We start from the raw sequence: 14,193 nt of genomic DNA, 5'->3' as shown, positions 1-14,193 counted from the left end.
AGAAACCGCTGTGGCTTCCAAAAGGCTACTTCGCTGTTTGTTCTTCGCGCAATGCTTTGCTTTATAAAACATGCTGCATCCAAATATTCGGCTCGATATATACCACTTCGTCCTTTTCCACGTCAACTTGCACGGGAACTAATGCGTCTGGAATGATGTACGATCCGGACTCCGGGAATTTCATCCCTGTCCAGCTTTCCCAATCCTTCAGATTTCCTCTGATCAGCATGGATTCCGGCGCCACCTGCATGATTTTCGCTCCCAACTTCCAATGCGTGCGCACCCACGGATCAAAAGGAGCGTCATCGCTCGTTTTCCACTGAATGTACTTGTCCATTGGCGTGAGCGGGTACTTGTGCTTGAGCGATGGACGTACAGGTGCCACCAAGTGCACCAAGCCATTTTCCTTGGCGATATCCTTCATCGATGTAACCATCTGCTTGCTCAGACCGAGTCCGCGATACTGGGGATCGATGGAGATGGAGAGTGCCGATAACGCGTTTGGCTGTTTTTCTTGGCGGTAGTCTTCAATCCCTTGCAGAAAGACATCATCCCAGCCTTTTGGCAGCCCTTCTGCAGTGCCATCCCAATAAAAGGGAATCGCATTTCCTACAGCCATTACCTTGTCAGCCTCGTCCGTCAGCATGAATTGATAAGAAGAGAACCAGTCATACAGATGACCGTAATATTCGTTAGCCACTTCGTCATTCAGCATGAAGGCAGACCAGCTTGCTTCAATGAGTGCATCAGCTTGATCTTCTAGATCCGATCTTTGTGCGAAAGTGTAGATGTTGTATGACATGCTTGGAATCCTCCTACGAGCTCTGATGTGCCTATCTTCCCATCTATTCCCTATTCGTTTTTTTTCGACATTTTCCTCTTACGGTGTGTCACACAATCACTCCCACTCTCGTTACATGGTCAAACCAAACGAGGAGCTGATTGGCATGAAAGAAGTAACATGTGTGATTGTCGGAGGCGGGTACGCAGGTATCAACGCACTAAAAGCCGTTCGGGATACATGCAAAGGACGCCCGATCCGCTTCATCTTACTTGATAAAGAGCCTCATCACCTTCGCAAAGTCCTGTTGTTCAAACCAGCTGCTGCCAAAACAGACATCTCGATTCCGCTAAAAAATCTGTTTCCAGAGGGCGTCGAATTCGTGCAAGGTACAGTCACGTCGATCAAAGGGAAGGAGAAAACCCTCTTATTCCGGAACAAAAACGGCCAAGAACAACCGTTGCCCTACGACATTCTCATCCTGGCAGTAGGAAGCGTCATTCGCCAACCGGAACCAGAGCAAGGCGGCATTGCTTTGACGGGCGTCGAGGCGGCCGAGTCCATTCGGGATAAGTGGCTTGCCAACATGCGCCAAGCCGTCCATGAGAAACAGCCATCCGAACGAGAGCGATTGTTGACGATCGCCGTTGCGGGAGCGGGCATCAGCGGGATGGAGACTGCTGCAGAAATGGCTTTTGCCATGCGTGGGGAAGCGAAGAGCCTCGGCATCCATCCTGATGAAGTCAAAGTCTATCTCATCAACGCACAAAATCGTTTGTTTATGGAAGGGTCCGCCAAAATGGGGCGCAAGCTGGAGAGTGCACTCACGGATGGCGGCCTAACCATTCTGCATGGTCAAAAGGCACTTCATGAGCGGGACGGAATGCTGACGCTAGCCAGTGGTCGCACACTTGCTGTCGGGCTGTGCGTCTGGTCGCTTGGCTTGCAGCCTAATCCCGCATTGCGCAGCATGGGCGTGCCACTGACCACACACGGACAGGTGGTCGTCGATGAATCCTATCGTGTAGCGGGAACGCCGGGGGTGTACAGTATTGGCGATTGTGCACGCATCGTAGATCCAGCAAGCGGTCAAGCGGACACGATGACCTGCAAGGAAGCCTCCGGACAGGCGATACGTTTGGGAAAAATTGTGCTGGCTGACTTGGAAGGAACCCCTGCTCCCACACACAAAAGCTACATGGACATTTACTGCGTCGGGCTCGGCCCTGAACGCGGAATGGTTTGGACGAGAAAATGGGGACTCGATATCATTTTGACAGGGAAATTGGGGTGGAAATTTCGCGAGTTCACCTGGAATATTGCCAGCATGATAAAATAAGAAAAAAACAGGGACGCACGAAGACACAAGAGGAAGTGACACAGCCATGGAGGCTCTGTACAAACAATATAAGGGGCTCATGTTCCGCCTTGCCTATCAGATGCTTGGCTCGGCCACGGATGCGGAGGATATCGTGCAGGACGTATTCGTGAAGTCCCATGATGTCTCGCTGGAGCAGATGTCCGAACCGAAGGCCTACCTGTGCAAAATGACCACAAACCGCTGCCTCGATTTGTTAAAATCGGCCCGCAAAAAACGGGAGCTGTACACTGGACCATGGCTGCCAGAGCCCATCTCTACCCCTGATGCAGACAGCTATGATTCTGTCATTATCAAAGATTTGCTATCCTACGCAATGCTCGTCCTCTTGGAGCGGCTGTCTCCCGCAGAACGAGCGGTGTTCGTCCTGCGAGAAGCCTTTGACTTCCAATACGACGAGATTGCCGAGCTGGTTGGAAAAACCGAAGCGAATTGCCGCAAGATCGTTAGTCGGGCAAAAAAGAAAATGGGGATTGATCCTGCGGAACCTCATCTCCCCCCAGAAAAAGAGTTCGGCGAAGAATGGATCGGCCGTTTTCTGTCTGCGCTGGAGCACGGAAATGTTGAGACATTGCTCACGCTGCTTGCCACAGATGCGGTATTGCTCTCCGACGGCGGCGGCAAGGTCACCGCAGCTCTGCATCCGATCCTATCTGGCGAACGCGTGGCTTCCTTCTTGCTCGGTTTGATGCGCAGCTTCTCGAAGCGTCCAGATTTTTCTGTAGAGCTCGCACCTGTAAACAACCAGACCGGGTTTGTGATCAGACAGGACGGCAGAATCGACACCGTGGTGTTTTTGCATATCGAACATGGAGTCATTCGCAACCTCTACTTTGTCAGAAATCCTGATAAGCTAAGATTCATAGAGTCGTAGTCGGCTCCTAGCGTATCAAACGATTCTCACAAAAATCTCACAAGCAAAACCCTCTTTCCTATTTTAGTGAAAGAGGGTTTTGCTTTCGCGTCATGCGCGTTCTAAAAAAGTGTGGTCAAAATAAGATTTGAAATTCGGATACAAAAAGATCAGTGATTCTTTCAATTCGTTGCGTTCCGTATTTTCTTCATCCATCTCAAATAATATTTCATGATCAATTTCGTAGATGGCACACTTCTCTTCATCCGGGCTTTCTTGCAAATCGATACAGTATAGTTTGCCGTACTCCGTATCCCATGAAAAAGGAAGGTAGCCTAACTTGCAGAGCAATGGATTGTACATATCCCGAATACGATCAAATGGCTCATCAATCCCTTGTTCAGGAATGACGTCGAAATAATGATGATAGGTAGAAATGAAGGCTTTATACCACTCCGGAAATTTCAACCCAAATTCTTTTTCGAGCGCAGCCACATCCTCGTGACTTACGATAGAAGGAACCAGCTTCCATCTGGACCATTCGTCATCGACATCCGCTACCTTCATGGCATCAGGGACGTCTGGCCGCATCCATCTGCAAAAGCCTTCCTCTGTCACTTGGTTATATCGGGCATAGTAAGCTTCAAAACCATTCTTGATATACTCTTTTATATCCATATGTAAAGCCTCCGTTTTCCTATAGGAAGTCAGTTCCCCCATAATCGCTTCGTTTCCACGAGCACTTCATCCTGGAATTCCATTTTGTATATATCGGGCTTTGACGTCGTCAATAAAAAATCCAAGTCGTACTGCCTACATCCTTCCTACAAATATATTACAACAAAACCCCCTTTCCATTTTTACTAGAAAGGGGGCACTTTTAGATTTTGAACCGATGCACGATCTCTTCCATCGTTTGCGTCAAGCCGACATTTCTCTCTGAAATAGCTGCGACCTGTTGGTTGTTATCCGCAATAATGTGCGATTGCTCTGTGATCGCCTCCACACTGTGTGCACTTTTCTCCATGGAGTTCGTCACTTGCTCTACGACAGAAACCACACTGCTGATTGTGGAATTCAACTCTTCAAAAGAGGCATTGAATTCTGCCAGCAACGTATGGAAATGGTGTGCATCCAAATTGTACTTCTCCGATGTTTCCATCATGCTATCATAGTCAGGACTGACCTGCGTATCGATGAAATCCAATACGCTCGACGAATGAGTCGCCAGATTGTCTACGGATTCACGCGCGACTTGGATAATGCGTTGAATATCAATCACGACCTCAGACGATTGTGTCGCCAGTCTGCGTATCTCGTCCGCTACGACAGAGAAACCTCTACCGCTGTCTCCTGCACGTGCAGCTTCAATCGCCGCATTCAATGCCAACAGATTCGTCTGTTCAGAAATCGTGAGTATCGCCTCTGCCAACAGGTTGATTTTTTCCATCGATTCCTTCGAGTCGATGATCGCGATTTCCGTTTGCGCCTTTACATTCATATAGAGCTCTGTCGTCATTTTATCCGCAGCCAATGCATGTTCCCGCAAAGCAGTTGCCCGCGAGCTGACATCCTGCGCGGTCGCAGCCGCTTCTTCCGTTCTTTTCGTAATCGAGTGAATGACGTTCTGCATATCATTCAAGGTCGCATTCATCTCTTCTGTGGCCGCCATCGTCTCTTGCATATGTGCGAGCAAGATGCCCGTAGCCTCCGCGGTTCCACTGGACTGCTCGCTTACTTTGTTAGTAGATTGCTCGACGCTCTGCGCATTTTCAGCGACCGAGCGGGACACGGCTGCCAACTTGCTCACGACCTCGCTCAATTGCTCACGCATGACAATGATCGACTGTGCTGTCAATCCAATCTCATCCTGCGTGCCCTGCTCGTTCACCGCCATTCTTTCCCGCAAATCAAATTGAGCTGTCTGCGTAATGATCTCCCTCATTTGATCAATCGGGCGGGTAATCCAGCGACTCAGCAGGAAGGATAGAAGCAATGCTCCTGCCACGGAACAAACCAGCTTCCAGACAACGGACTCCAGATTTTCCGCCAGCTTCTGGTTCAGCCCTGTATTATCATACACAATCTTGATGACACGTGATCGGCTGAGATCTTTGGGATCTTTGCCCAGCTTGTACGGGACGAGGCGATAAGTGAGATCTTTCTCCTCAGTTTTTTCATGAAACTCTCTGATCTCTTGTGATTGGTATGCTTCCGTAAAAATCGGCAAGTGACTCTCGATCACTCGCAAAGCTTTCCCGTCGCTCCCTGTTCTCCCCAAAGCGTAACCATCGTGAGAAAAGACCAGAATGTCTTTTACCATGTCGTATTTCTCCGTGATCGCCTGCGATACAGCCAAGAAATTAAAGGTCTGGAAAAGAGCGCTGTCCTGCAAATTCACACTGACTTCAAACAGGTACTTCTGGTCAAACGTAGGGAGATAAGCGAACTTTTTGATTTGACCTGTATTGACGGAAACCTCCATGCCATCGGCAGAAAACTCATTTCCATCGATCCGCTTTTTCAACAGCTCCGTAAATGCCCCGGCATTGCTGAAATCCAGCCCAATATCAGTTTTGACGCTGGAATGAACGACCTTGATATTTCGGTCAATGATGAAAATATCCATCCCATACTGCTCACGCAGGGCTGCATAGTCCCACGTCTCCACCGCTGGATTTTGCCGATAATTGTTCGTTAACACTTGCAGTGTTTGCTGCATGCGGCTTTCCATGTCTTTCTCAAAAACGCCGTATGCCATATCCACATTCTTCACTGCATTCGTGACATGATCCTCTACCAGCTGGTACTGTACCGCTTGGTCAGAAATAATATTCGCCTTGAACTGAACATAGTCCGTAATAGACAACACAATGGCTACCAGCATCGTAAATAAAGAAATCATCAAGGTAAGCTTAGTACGAAAAGACATCCACATTCGTTTCATAAGTCTGCTCCAAGAAGTTTTATTTTTTTAACATAACTTAACATAATTTACCACATCTTAACTTGTCAATCCTTTCATGAATTTACTGTATTTTGGCAATATACACACTAGGATTTACCATTAACACCGTGCTTATAGTGTCAATGAACACCGTATGAACTTATGCCCAAACCGCACTACACCGCCATTTGTTATGTTAAAATCGGCTCGAACAAAGATATGCAAAACGTATGTAGGAGGACACCCACATGCAAAATCGTCAAAACGAAATTATTATTCCTGAAAATCCTGTTTCACACTTCCTGTTCACCAGCACCAAATCGGCTGCGATCTGGTTGATTATCAGACTGTATGTCGGCTATTCATGGATTACTGCCGGATGGAAAAAAGTCCAGTCCGATAGCTGGACCGGAGATGCGGCTGGCGGAGCGATTCAAGGGTTCGTAAAAGGCTCCTTGGCAAAAGCAGCCGAAGGAAAGGACGTAACGGGGTGGTACGCCTGGTTCCTGGAAAATATGGTATTGCCAAATGCCAAGGTGTTCGGCTTCCTCGTTGCTTGGGGTGAGGTACTCGTTGGACTCGGCTTGATCCTCGGTTGCCTGACAGGGATCGCAGCGTTTTTCGGCGGCTTGATGAACGTCAGCTTTCTGTTCGCAGGAACCGTCAGCACCAACCCACTCCTTTTTGTTTTTGCCACTTGGCTCGTTCTGGCTTGGAAGGTTGCTGGCTGGTATGGTCTTGATCGCTGGGCGCTTTCTTATCTCGGAACACCTTGGACGAGAAAATCGCGCGATGGTGTTTTGCCGATGAACAAGTAATCCTTACTTTAACTCCCTAATGACAAAGCCACCTTTTGCGGGTGGCTTTTGTTGTCCCTTCAAATCGATCGTTCATGAAGGAACGGACAAATTGTATGAATTTATTCCGACTTGTAACCATGATTTTTGGTGAATATTTATACATTATGTTGAATGACTGTCTGATTGCTGTGCATTATTCTTTTGAGGAACTATAAATTTTCTTATTTTTCAAATAATTTAACAGGAGGACTGTATGAACAAGTGGCTACTAGGCATTTCTACTGCTGTTTTGTTGTTTAGTCTCTCAGTCGGCTGTAGCTCGAAGCCCGCCGACAATATCCAATCCCCTCCAGCGGAAGTGACAGCAAAGCCTACTACCTCAGAGCCAATGGTCTTGCAATGGAGCATCACCGGGGAGCCGTCTACCATGGATGCCGGCATTGCAACAGATTCGACCTCGATGGACATGATCAATCTCACCTTCGAAGGACTGACCAGCGTCGACCGTCAAGGCCAGATGATCAACGCTATCGCGGAGAGCTATACGCATACTCCTGACTTCACTCATTTTACTTTTACCATTCGAAAGGACGCCAAATGGAGCAATGGCGATCCTGTTACCGCTCACGATTTTGAGTACGCCATCAAGCGCAATCTCGACCCCAAAACCGCTTCCGGCTACGCGTATCAGCTCTTCTATATCAAGGGTGGCGAGGATTATTACTCCGGAAAAGGCAAGCAAGAGGACGTCGGGGTAAAGGCAAAGGACGACTACACACTCGATTTCACCTTGCGCTCACCAACACCGTTCTTCCGCGAATTGACCTCATTCACTACCTACTACCCGCTTCATAAAAAGACCATCGAGAGCAATCCCCAGTGGGCAACAGAAGCCAAAACGATTGTCGGCAATGGCCCGTTTATCATGGATACGTGGGAGCACAAGTCCAAGCTCACCTTCAGCAAAAGCCCTACCTATTGGGACAACGCCAACGTCAAGCTAGACCAGATCCATATCGTCATCATCGAGGATAACAACACCGCCCTGTCCATGTTTGAAAATGGCGACCTGGATTGGGGAGGCTACCCTTCCTTTGGTTTGTCGCCGGATGCGGTCGGTCAGATCAAAGAAGAAGGCAAGCTGCTCGTCGCAGATAACCCCGGCACCAAGGCCGTCATCTTCAATACAGAGAAGCCCCCTTTTACCAACAAAAAAATTCGCCAGGCGTTTTCGTATTCGATCAACCGCCAGCAATTGGTGGATAACATCCTACAGACCGGTGTTCCGCCCGCTTATGGCTGGGTTCCCGTTTCCATGGGGTTGAATCCGGACGGCTACTTTAAAGAAGATGTGGCGAAGGCGAAGCAGCTTTTGGCAGAAGGCATGAAAGAGCTCGGGCTGACTCAATTCCCTAAAGTCACGTACTACTACGACACCGGAGAAACGGACAAGAAATTGGCTCAAGCACTCCAGGACGAGTGGAAGAAAACATTGGGCGTCGACATTGATATTCGCACCTCAGAATGGAAAGTGTTCAACGAGGATGTCCAAAATGGCAAATACGACTTCGGTATCTGGCTATGGGGAGCCGATTTCAACGACCCGATCAATTTCCTCGAAATGTACAAGGACTTGGGTGGCAACAACGTCGTTCGCTTCGACAACAAGGAATACCGCGATCTGCTCAATAAGAGCTACTATGAGACCGACGAGCAAAAGCGCAAGCAGCTGATGTTTGACGCCGAAAAAATTCTCATGGAAGAAATGCCGCTCGCACCGCTGCACTTCCGCGGCAATGCTTATGTGAAAAACGACAAGGTGAAGGACTTTGTAATCTTCCCTCTCGGCGGTTCCTACTTTAAATACGCCTATATTGAAAAATAATAGAGCGCGGGCATCCTCTCTATGCGAAACAGATAGAGAGAGATACCCGCGCTTCCATCATAAATACCGAGCGATAATCCGAACTAACTTTGCAGGGAACTCATGTAAATTGGTAATATCCAAAAATCTTTCATTCCCATAGATTTTACTTATGACATCCTTGTCTTGACCGATTGCGGCTGCAAGAAATGTGACTCCTTTTCGTTCATATTCCTGTATGGTCTGTTTCATATCTGTAACAGCGTAACTTCCGGTATAGTCATCCATTGCTTTCGGTTGTCCGTCACTTATGCTAATCAACAGTTTTGTCTTTTGGGGAGAAGCGGCTAATCGTTCCGCCATAATTCTAAGAGCCATTCCATCGCGATTATTACTTCTCGCATGAATTCTCATTAACCTGAAGCGGTCATTGGCATCCGCTTTATCGAAGTCGGCATAGGCAAAGATCGACATTTGCTCCAATCTGGAAACATCCGCCGTATCGCCGTAGATCAAAATAGGGATATGACACAGTTGACAATATTCATATACGGCGATCACTGCTCGTTTTGCTGCTTCTAATCTCCCGTAAGCCGACATAGATGCGGATTCATCAACCCTAAGACCAACCACAAGAGAAGGAGATTCCGTTGGAGGACGTTTCTTGGCAAAATACTTGTAATCCCTGTAAGCAACGCTGTCTGCCTGAAATTTGCTGCCATAGTAACGATTCCTCGCAAAGTCGGAAGAAATCTCATGTTTCAGATACGGAAGTGTCTTTCTGGCAATCTCTTGCACGATAGGCATGAGTCCCTGACAAAGCCGGACATATTCCTGTTGGTTTTCCTGATCATAGTCTGGACGGTGAACAATGAGCTTTACTTTTTTATGAATCGAATCGGAAATGACCTCTCTTGCATCTCGATTCAGCTTTTTACGAAAATCGCGTTCCTTTTGTTTCGCTTCCTCTGACATGGATTCAGGATTTGCCTGATGATAGTTGGGAGAGCCATCCTCACCCAAACCTGAACGTTCCATATGGGTAGAATCATCGGAGACACGGGAAGAGCTTTCGTCACTATCGGCAGATTTTTTCAATGCGATTCCTTTTTCCTCTCCATGGTTGTCTTTGCCAAAATCAGTGTCGTCTATATCTCCCCATGTCCTGATCTCTATGGCGTCGTCAGATTTTCGTTTTTTTTTAGTTCAATCTCGGCTTCTTCCAAGCTGGCAATCAAACCATGATTGATTAGTGCTTCTTCTAAAAGCTTTATTTCTTCCGAATCGGTTGTTATCTTGTAGATAACCTTATGATAAAGAGATTCTTTTGCGGAAGCTCCTCCAGCAATTGCATCTGCCCAGTAGAAAAAGGAACGCATTCCCGCCACGCCCTTGATCGCATTGGCCCGCGCTGTTCTGTCTAAAACCATAATCACGTCCGCTAAAATACCCAACACCTTTCCATCTTGAAAACCGGTTTTGGCCATCACACGTTCGATCATGATTTCTTTGGTCGGCAGGTCCATCTTTTCCGTATGCTGAACCCTGTCGCGCAGCGCTTCGTTTAACGGTCTGGTGCCCGCATAACTGCGGTTTGTTGTGATAACCGCGATGAAGTCTGGGTGCCTGCGTATGATCTCGGTGGGAAGATTGATGCTGCCATCCAGCTCCAAAGCAGAGTTTAAGGCCATTAACACCGCAGCATCACGAATAACGTTTGGTTCTTGGATTTCCAGAAGATAACCCTTTTGATAGGCTCTGACGATTTCGGAAGGGTAAAACCGGTACTCAATCGCTTCGCCATCAGTGTTTTCCGCTGCACGCTTCAGTAATTGCTTCATCTTTAAGGCAGCCTGTTCCTGTGTAATCCCCAGTGCGTCCATCAAAATTTCAGATATGCTTTGAAACCCATCGCTCTCATATATTACTTTCCATACCGTTTGCTCGGCAGGCTCCATTTTCTCTAGACGTTCAGAAGAAATGACCGGCAAAATAGCGCCGATAATATCGGATTTATCCATATCAGCAAAACAAGTCACTTTCGTATACGGCAGCCCGAAATTAGCCGATAATGCTTTGGCTAGTTGTGTTTTACCAGAACCGGCGTCACCTTCTAACAGTATATTGGCAATTTTCATTTCCCCGCGATGCCAGTTGCGTTTGATTTCTTTACAAATGCGCTGTTCTTCTTCACTGACCTGATGCGTGGAAGGCTTTTTCCACACAAGCTTTTTTTCTGCATCCGTCAGCTGTCTTTCGGGTGACAAAGCATATTTTTCATTTTCAGTCATCACATTTCTACTCCCCTCATAGCGCCGGTCCACTCTGATCTTTGCCCTTTTTCTCAAGAAGAAGAGGAAGCAGCAAAGACGCACCAATTATAATCAACACACCGCTCACCACATATACCGCAACTAGCGAGAACGTATCCTTCAGATAGCCGGATATAAACATGCCAATCACCATCATCCCCATAAAAACAGGCGTGATCGTACCAGATACGCGGCCCATAAATGCCCCTTCTGTGTTACGTACAAGTAGCGTCTGGATTCCGCTTTGAATACAAGGGAAAAAGAAACCGCTGATCACTAATAGAGCAATGGTTAGCCAAATCATTGCAGATGCGCCTATTCCCATCGTACAAACGGCCGTGACAAGCAAGCCTACCATGAGCAACATCTGTGGCCTTATCTTTTTCGCTATCCCGATAATGATAGCTCCTCCTGCCAACATGGCTGCCCCATTGGCCATAACCAACCATTGCAGAAATTGTTTGTCCTGCCCCAAATTCTCGATGACAAGGAAGATCTGAAGCGGCTGTGTCAGACCTGACGCCAATCCGACAGCTGAAAAAGTCAAACAGAGAGTTCGTAAGGATTGATTGGTCCCGATATAGCGCAGTCCGGCCTTCAATTCCTTTATGAAGCCGCCGGCATCGTCAGACTTCGGTTCCTCCACGTCACGGGGAAGCGTCACTAATATGAGGGAAGACCCTAGGAACAGAACGGCAGTCAGAATCAGAGAGACTGTAATTCCAAACTGGATGAAAATAAACGTGCCGATGACCGGACCTAAAACCATAAAAATAGCGACAAGCGTTTGGGACATTGCCATTGCGCCCTGCAGTTGTTCAGCTGGCACATGACGCTTGTACAGTTTCATGGCCGAGGGTTGAGAAAATTGAGACAGGCTGGCAGAAATAAAGGTTCCGATGAGAAGGGCCACCCATCCCCCATTCATGAGTACAAGCAGCACAGCCCCGACGGACACGGCAGACAACAGATCGCTCCAAACCATTGTCCGCTTCGGCCGCCATCGGTCGGCAAAGGTTCCGCCAATAAGGCCGAATAGAAAAATGGGTGCGAATTCTACAACCGAAATCAGTGATACATAAACCGGATTATTATTCGTCCATTCGCTAACGAAAAGAAGAACGGCATAATTCCGAATCCAAATCCCCAAATGCAGCAGCACGCGGGAGAGGACAATCGTTCGAACATAAACATTGGAAAACATTTCAATACCCCATATCCTTTACTAGTTTTGATAATGTGCGCAGACGTTCGCTGATCATCTCATCGTCGTTGCTCAGAGCTTGGCTGAACAGCTTAATGTCTTCATGAAGACCCTCATTGTCCGTACATATCGCCACGTTCATGGCATCCCCTTGCAGGGCAACCCGGTCGATGACGGGCTCCTGCGGGTCATAATAATGCTCATATCTGTATGCGTCGCGAAAATGGGCCAAAGACCTACAAATCAGTATGGCCATATCAAGAACGCGATGGAGAGGCAGTTCCTCCGATTGTTTTGACCATTCTTCTCCCGTGTGTCTCCATACCTTGGCGGATAAATCGACCTTTCTTCTGGAGCTGCCCTCTGCCACTCCCAGGGAAAGTGCTTTCGCATCTGTATTCCTGGCAAATCGGCCATCAACACGCTCATAGTTATCCGACACGACAACAGGCTTATGGTTCAAGTTAGTAGGTATTTTCATTTTCTTTCCCTCTTTTCGTTTGATTATTGCTCTTTCTTTTTTTCCTGGTTGTATCCGCGCTCTCCGTACTCATTCCATTCCCGTTGAAGCTGCTTGTTTATATGCGAACCCATTTTGAGACTGAACAACTTTCCGTTCATCGTCTTGAGGTTGCGGGTGGCGCTGATCCAGATTTTTTGGTTTTGGTTGTTTTTGATCTGATACACCCCTGCCTGCGTTTCCGATTCTTTATACAGTTGTTTCAGTTCTTCTCGATTCATCGTTTCTCCCTCACTTTTCAATGACCAAAATTAATAAACGAAATGAGTTTTTGTTTGTTATTTAATAAACATAATGATTCATTGTCTTGTATTTGTCAAGCAAACAAAAAAACACCGGAACATGTCCGGTGCCTAATTTCGGTCGGGTTACAACGAGTACAAGGCAAAAAACCTCCAACAAACAATAAAGAGAAATGTCTACGCTTATGCTTGTTAGCTGGATGAAAAGCGGTACGTATGGTACGGCGTATTGCACGGTTGACCCTTGGACAATTCAAACTGTCCTTCTGTCAGATTCATCACGATGGAAAATAACGTGCGACCGACCAGCTCTTCTGCTCCAGTCGACTCCGCGTCCCCATGTCGGCATATGGCTTCTGGAAAGCTCATATGGTCACGAAAGATCGCCTTGATGTGGTCAGCTTCGATCTGTCCTTGCGCTGCCGCCAATAGCTTCATGGCCCGCCCCATGCGCAGATGCGTATCGGCTTCCCCCATTTTCGCTTGATCATCTACAGCTATACGGGACCCGACAAAGTGATTGGCATGCGCGATATACCCTGCCATTGGATAGAGAACTTCGTGCGCTCTTGAAGTCGCTTCCACATCCACCGTCTCTCCTTCCCGATGCGCAAGCAAATAATTGGCTGAAGTGCCGCGTGGTAGACGGGTTATTTGTCGGATGGCTTGTGAGAGCGTCCCACTATTCAAGATTCCCCGCAATACGATATGGATAGGAACTCCGACGGTTCGCTCCGATATTCGCAAAAAATTCAGACAAACACCCATACCTTTGTCGTTCATTCCGATTTTACCTACGATCCCCGCTTCGGTAATCATCAAAATGGTTGGACGTGGCTGTTGCTCGATCTCCAGTACAACAAGCCCCTTTTCCATGAGGTGTATCCAATCCCAGTTTTGCCCGATGATGGTCTCTTGGTTTTTCGTTGCAGGAGGGACGGCCGCCACACTCGTACACCCATCTGTTTTCCCAAATGGATCGCCTAAGTTGGTCATGATTTCACTGCGAACATTAAGCGTCACAATATCAAGCAGATCCCGCTCCGCCCCTTCGCTAATTCCTCTGATTTCCTCCATAATCTCTTGGTCATACTGCTCGATCCAAGGGATGAACTGAGTGGCATATTCGGTTGCGTCCTTCCAGCGAAGACCTGCTCCCTCGTAAAAGGTCCGTTCGTACGCTTCGAGATTGATCCATATTTGCTCTTTGGTGAGTTGGCCCATTTGTTGGCCCCGTTCCCGCGCTGTCCCCCTGATCCGATAAACAGGAAACCGTTCCATCGTAAGCGACT

General features: G+C 47.7%; 13 protein-coding genes and 1 pseudogene. 4 read left to right on the top strand and 10 right to left on the bottom strand.

The window, feature by feature from the left end; translation table 11 throughout:
- Positions 1 to 61: 61 nt before the first annotated feature.
- Entirely contained in the window at positions 62 to 802 is a 741-nt protein-coding gene (locus EL268_RS03375) for a GNAT family N-acetyltransferase (RefSeq protein WP_106657165.1), read from the bottom strand.
- A 145-nt stretch (positions 803 to 947) separates the two neighbouring features.
- On the opposite strand from EL268_RS03375, the gene EL268_RS03370 reads away from it, so the two are divergent.
- Both EL268_RS03370 and EL268_RS03365 read left to right on the top strand, forming a co-directional pair.
- Positions 948 to 2,120, top strand: coding sequence for an NAD(P)/FAD-dependent oxidoreductase (locus EL268_RS03370; protein ID WP_106657164.1), 1,173 nt, complete (start codon positions 948 to 950; stop codon positions 2,118 to 2,120).
- Positions 2,121 to 2,166: 46 nt separating this feature from the next.
- Positions 2,167 to 3,033: an RNA polymerase sigma-70 factor gene (locus EL268_RS03365; RefSeq protein WP_106657163.1), complete on the top strand. Its 867-nt coding sequence runs from the start codon at positions 2,167 to 2,169 to the stop codon at positions 3,031 to 3,033.
- A gap of 90 nt (positions 3,034 to 3,123) precedes the next feature.
- Here the strand turns inward: EL268_RS03365 and EL268_RS03360 are convergent, their stop codons facing one another.
- From EL268_RS03360 to EL268_RS03350, 3 genes and pseudogenes are all read right to left on the bottom strand, one after another.
- On the bottom strand, positions 3,124 to 3,690 hold the full coding sequence (locus EL268_RS03360) for an SMI1/KNR4 family protein (protein WP_106657162.1): 567 nt from the start codon (positions 3,688 to 3,690) through the stop codon (positions 3,124 to 3,126).
- 29 nt (positions 3,691 to 3,719) lie between these two features.
- Positions 3,720 to 3,824: pseudogene (locus tag EL268_RS33180) on the bottom strand (histidine phosphatase family protein); the annotation flags it as partial.
- A gap of 68 nt (positions 3,825 to 3,892) precedes the next feature.
- Entirely contained in the window at positions 3,893 to 5,959 is a 2,067-nt protein-coding gene (locus EL268_RS03350; RefSeq protein WP_106657161.1) for a methyl-accepting chemotaxis protein, read from the bottom strand.
- Positions 5,960 to 6,207: 248 nt separating this feature from the next.
- On the opposite strand from EL268_RS03350, the gene EL268_RS03345 reads away from it, so the two are divergent.
- Both EL268_RS03345 and EL268_RS03340 read left to right on the top strand, forming a co-directional pair.
- A complete protein-coding gene (locus tag EL268_RS03345; protein WP_106657160.1) occupies positions 6,208 to 6,777 on the top strand; it encodes a DoxX family protein in 570 nt (189 codons plus the stop codon).
- Positions 6,778 to 7,012: 235 nt separating this feature from the next.
- On the top strand, positions 7,013 to 8,644 hold the full coding sequence (locus EL268_RS03340; protein WP_106657159.1) for a peptide ABC transporter substrate-binding protein: 1,632 nt from the start codon (positions 7,013 to 7,015) through the stop codon (positions 8,642 to 8,644).
- 57 nt (positions 8,645 to 8,701) lie between these two features.
- On the opposite strand, the gene EL268_RS03335 is transcribed toward EL268_RS03340, so the two are convergent.
- The 6 genes from EL268_RS03335 to EL268_RS03310 all read right to left on the bottom strand — a co-directional run bounded on the left by EL268_RS03335 (position 8,702) and on the right by EL268_RS03310 (position 14,182).
- A complete protein-coding gene (locus EL268_RS03335) occupies positions 8,702 to 9,721 on the bottom strand; it encodes a vWA domain-containing protein (protein ID WP_115984481.1) in 1,020 nt (339 codons plus the stop codon).
- A 74-nt stretch (positions 9,722 to 9,795) separates the two neighbouring features.
- The gene (locus tag EL268_RS03330) at positions 9,796 to 10,914 is read right to left on the bottom strand and encodes an AAA family ATPase (protein ID WP_115984478.1); all 1,119 of its coding nucleotides are present in this window, start codon (positions 10,912 to 10,914) and stop codon (positions 9,796 to 9,798) included.
- A 16-nt stretch (positions 10,915 to 10,930) separates the two neighbouring features.
- A complete protein-coding gene (locus tag EL268_RS03325; RefSeq protein WP_106657158.1) occupies positions 10,931 to 12,139 on the bottom strand; it encodes an MFS transporter in 1,209 nt (402 codons plus the stop codon).
- A gap of 1 nt (position 12,140) precedes the next feature.
- Positions 12,141 to 12,620 (bottom strand): DUF6530 family protein, encoded by a 480-nt coding sequence (locus EL268_RS03320; RefSeq protein WP_106657157.1) that lies wholly within the window; start codon positions 12,618 to 12,620, stop codon positions 12,141 to 12,143.
- Between the two features lie 23 nt (positions 12,621 to 12,643).
- Positions 12,644 to 12,880, bottom strand: a complete 237-nt coding sequence (locus tag EL268_RS03315; RefSeq protein WP_106657156.1) for a GIY-YIG nuclease family protein — start codon at positions 12,878 to 12,880, stop codon at positions 12,644 to 12,646.
- Positions 12,881 to 13,093: 213 nt separating this feature from the next.
- Entirely contained in the window at positions 13,094 to 14,182 is a 1,089-nt protein-coding gene (locus EL268_RS03310; RefSeq protein ID WP_106657155.1) for a C45 family autoproteolytic acyltransferase/hydrolase, read from the bottom strand.
- Positions 14,183 to 14,193: the final 11 nt, after the last annotated feature.

Source organism: Brevibacillus brevis (assembly GCF_900637055.1).
Taxonomy (GTDB): Bacteria; Bacillota; Bacilli; order Brevibacillales; family Brevibacillaceae; genus Brevibacillus; species Brevibacillus brevis.
Note: the sequence above shows the minus strand (reverse complement) of the source record. Positions and strands in the feature narration are given on the sequence as shown.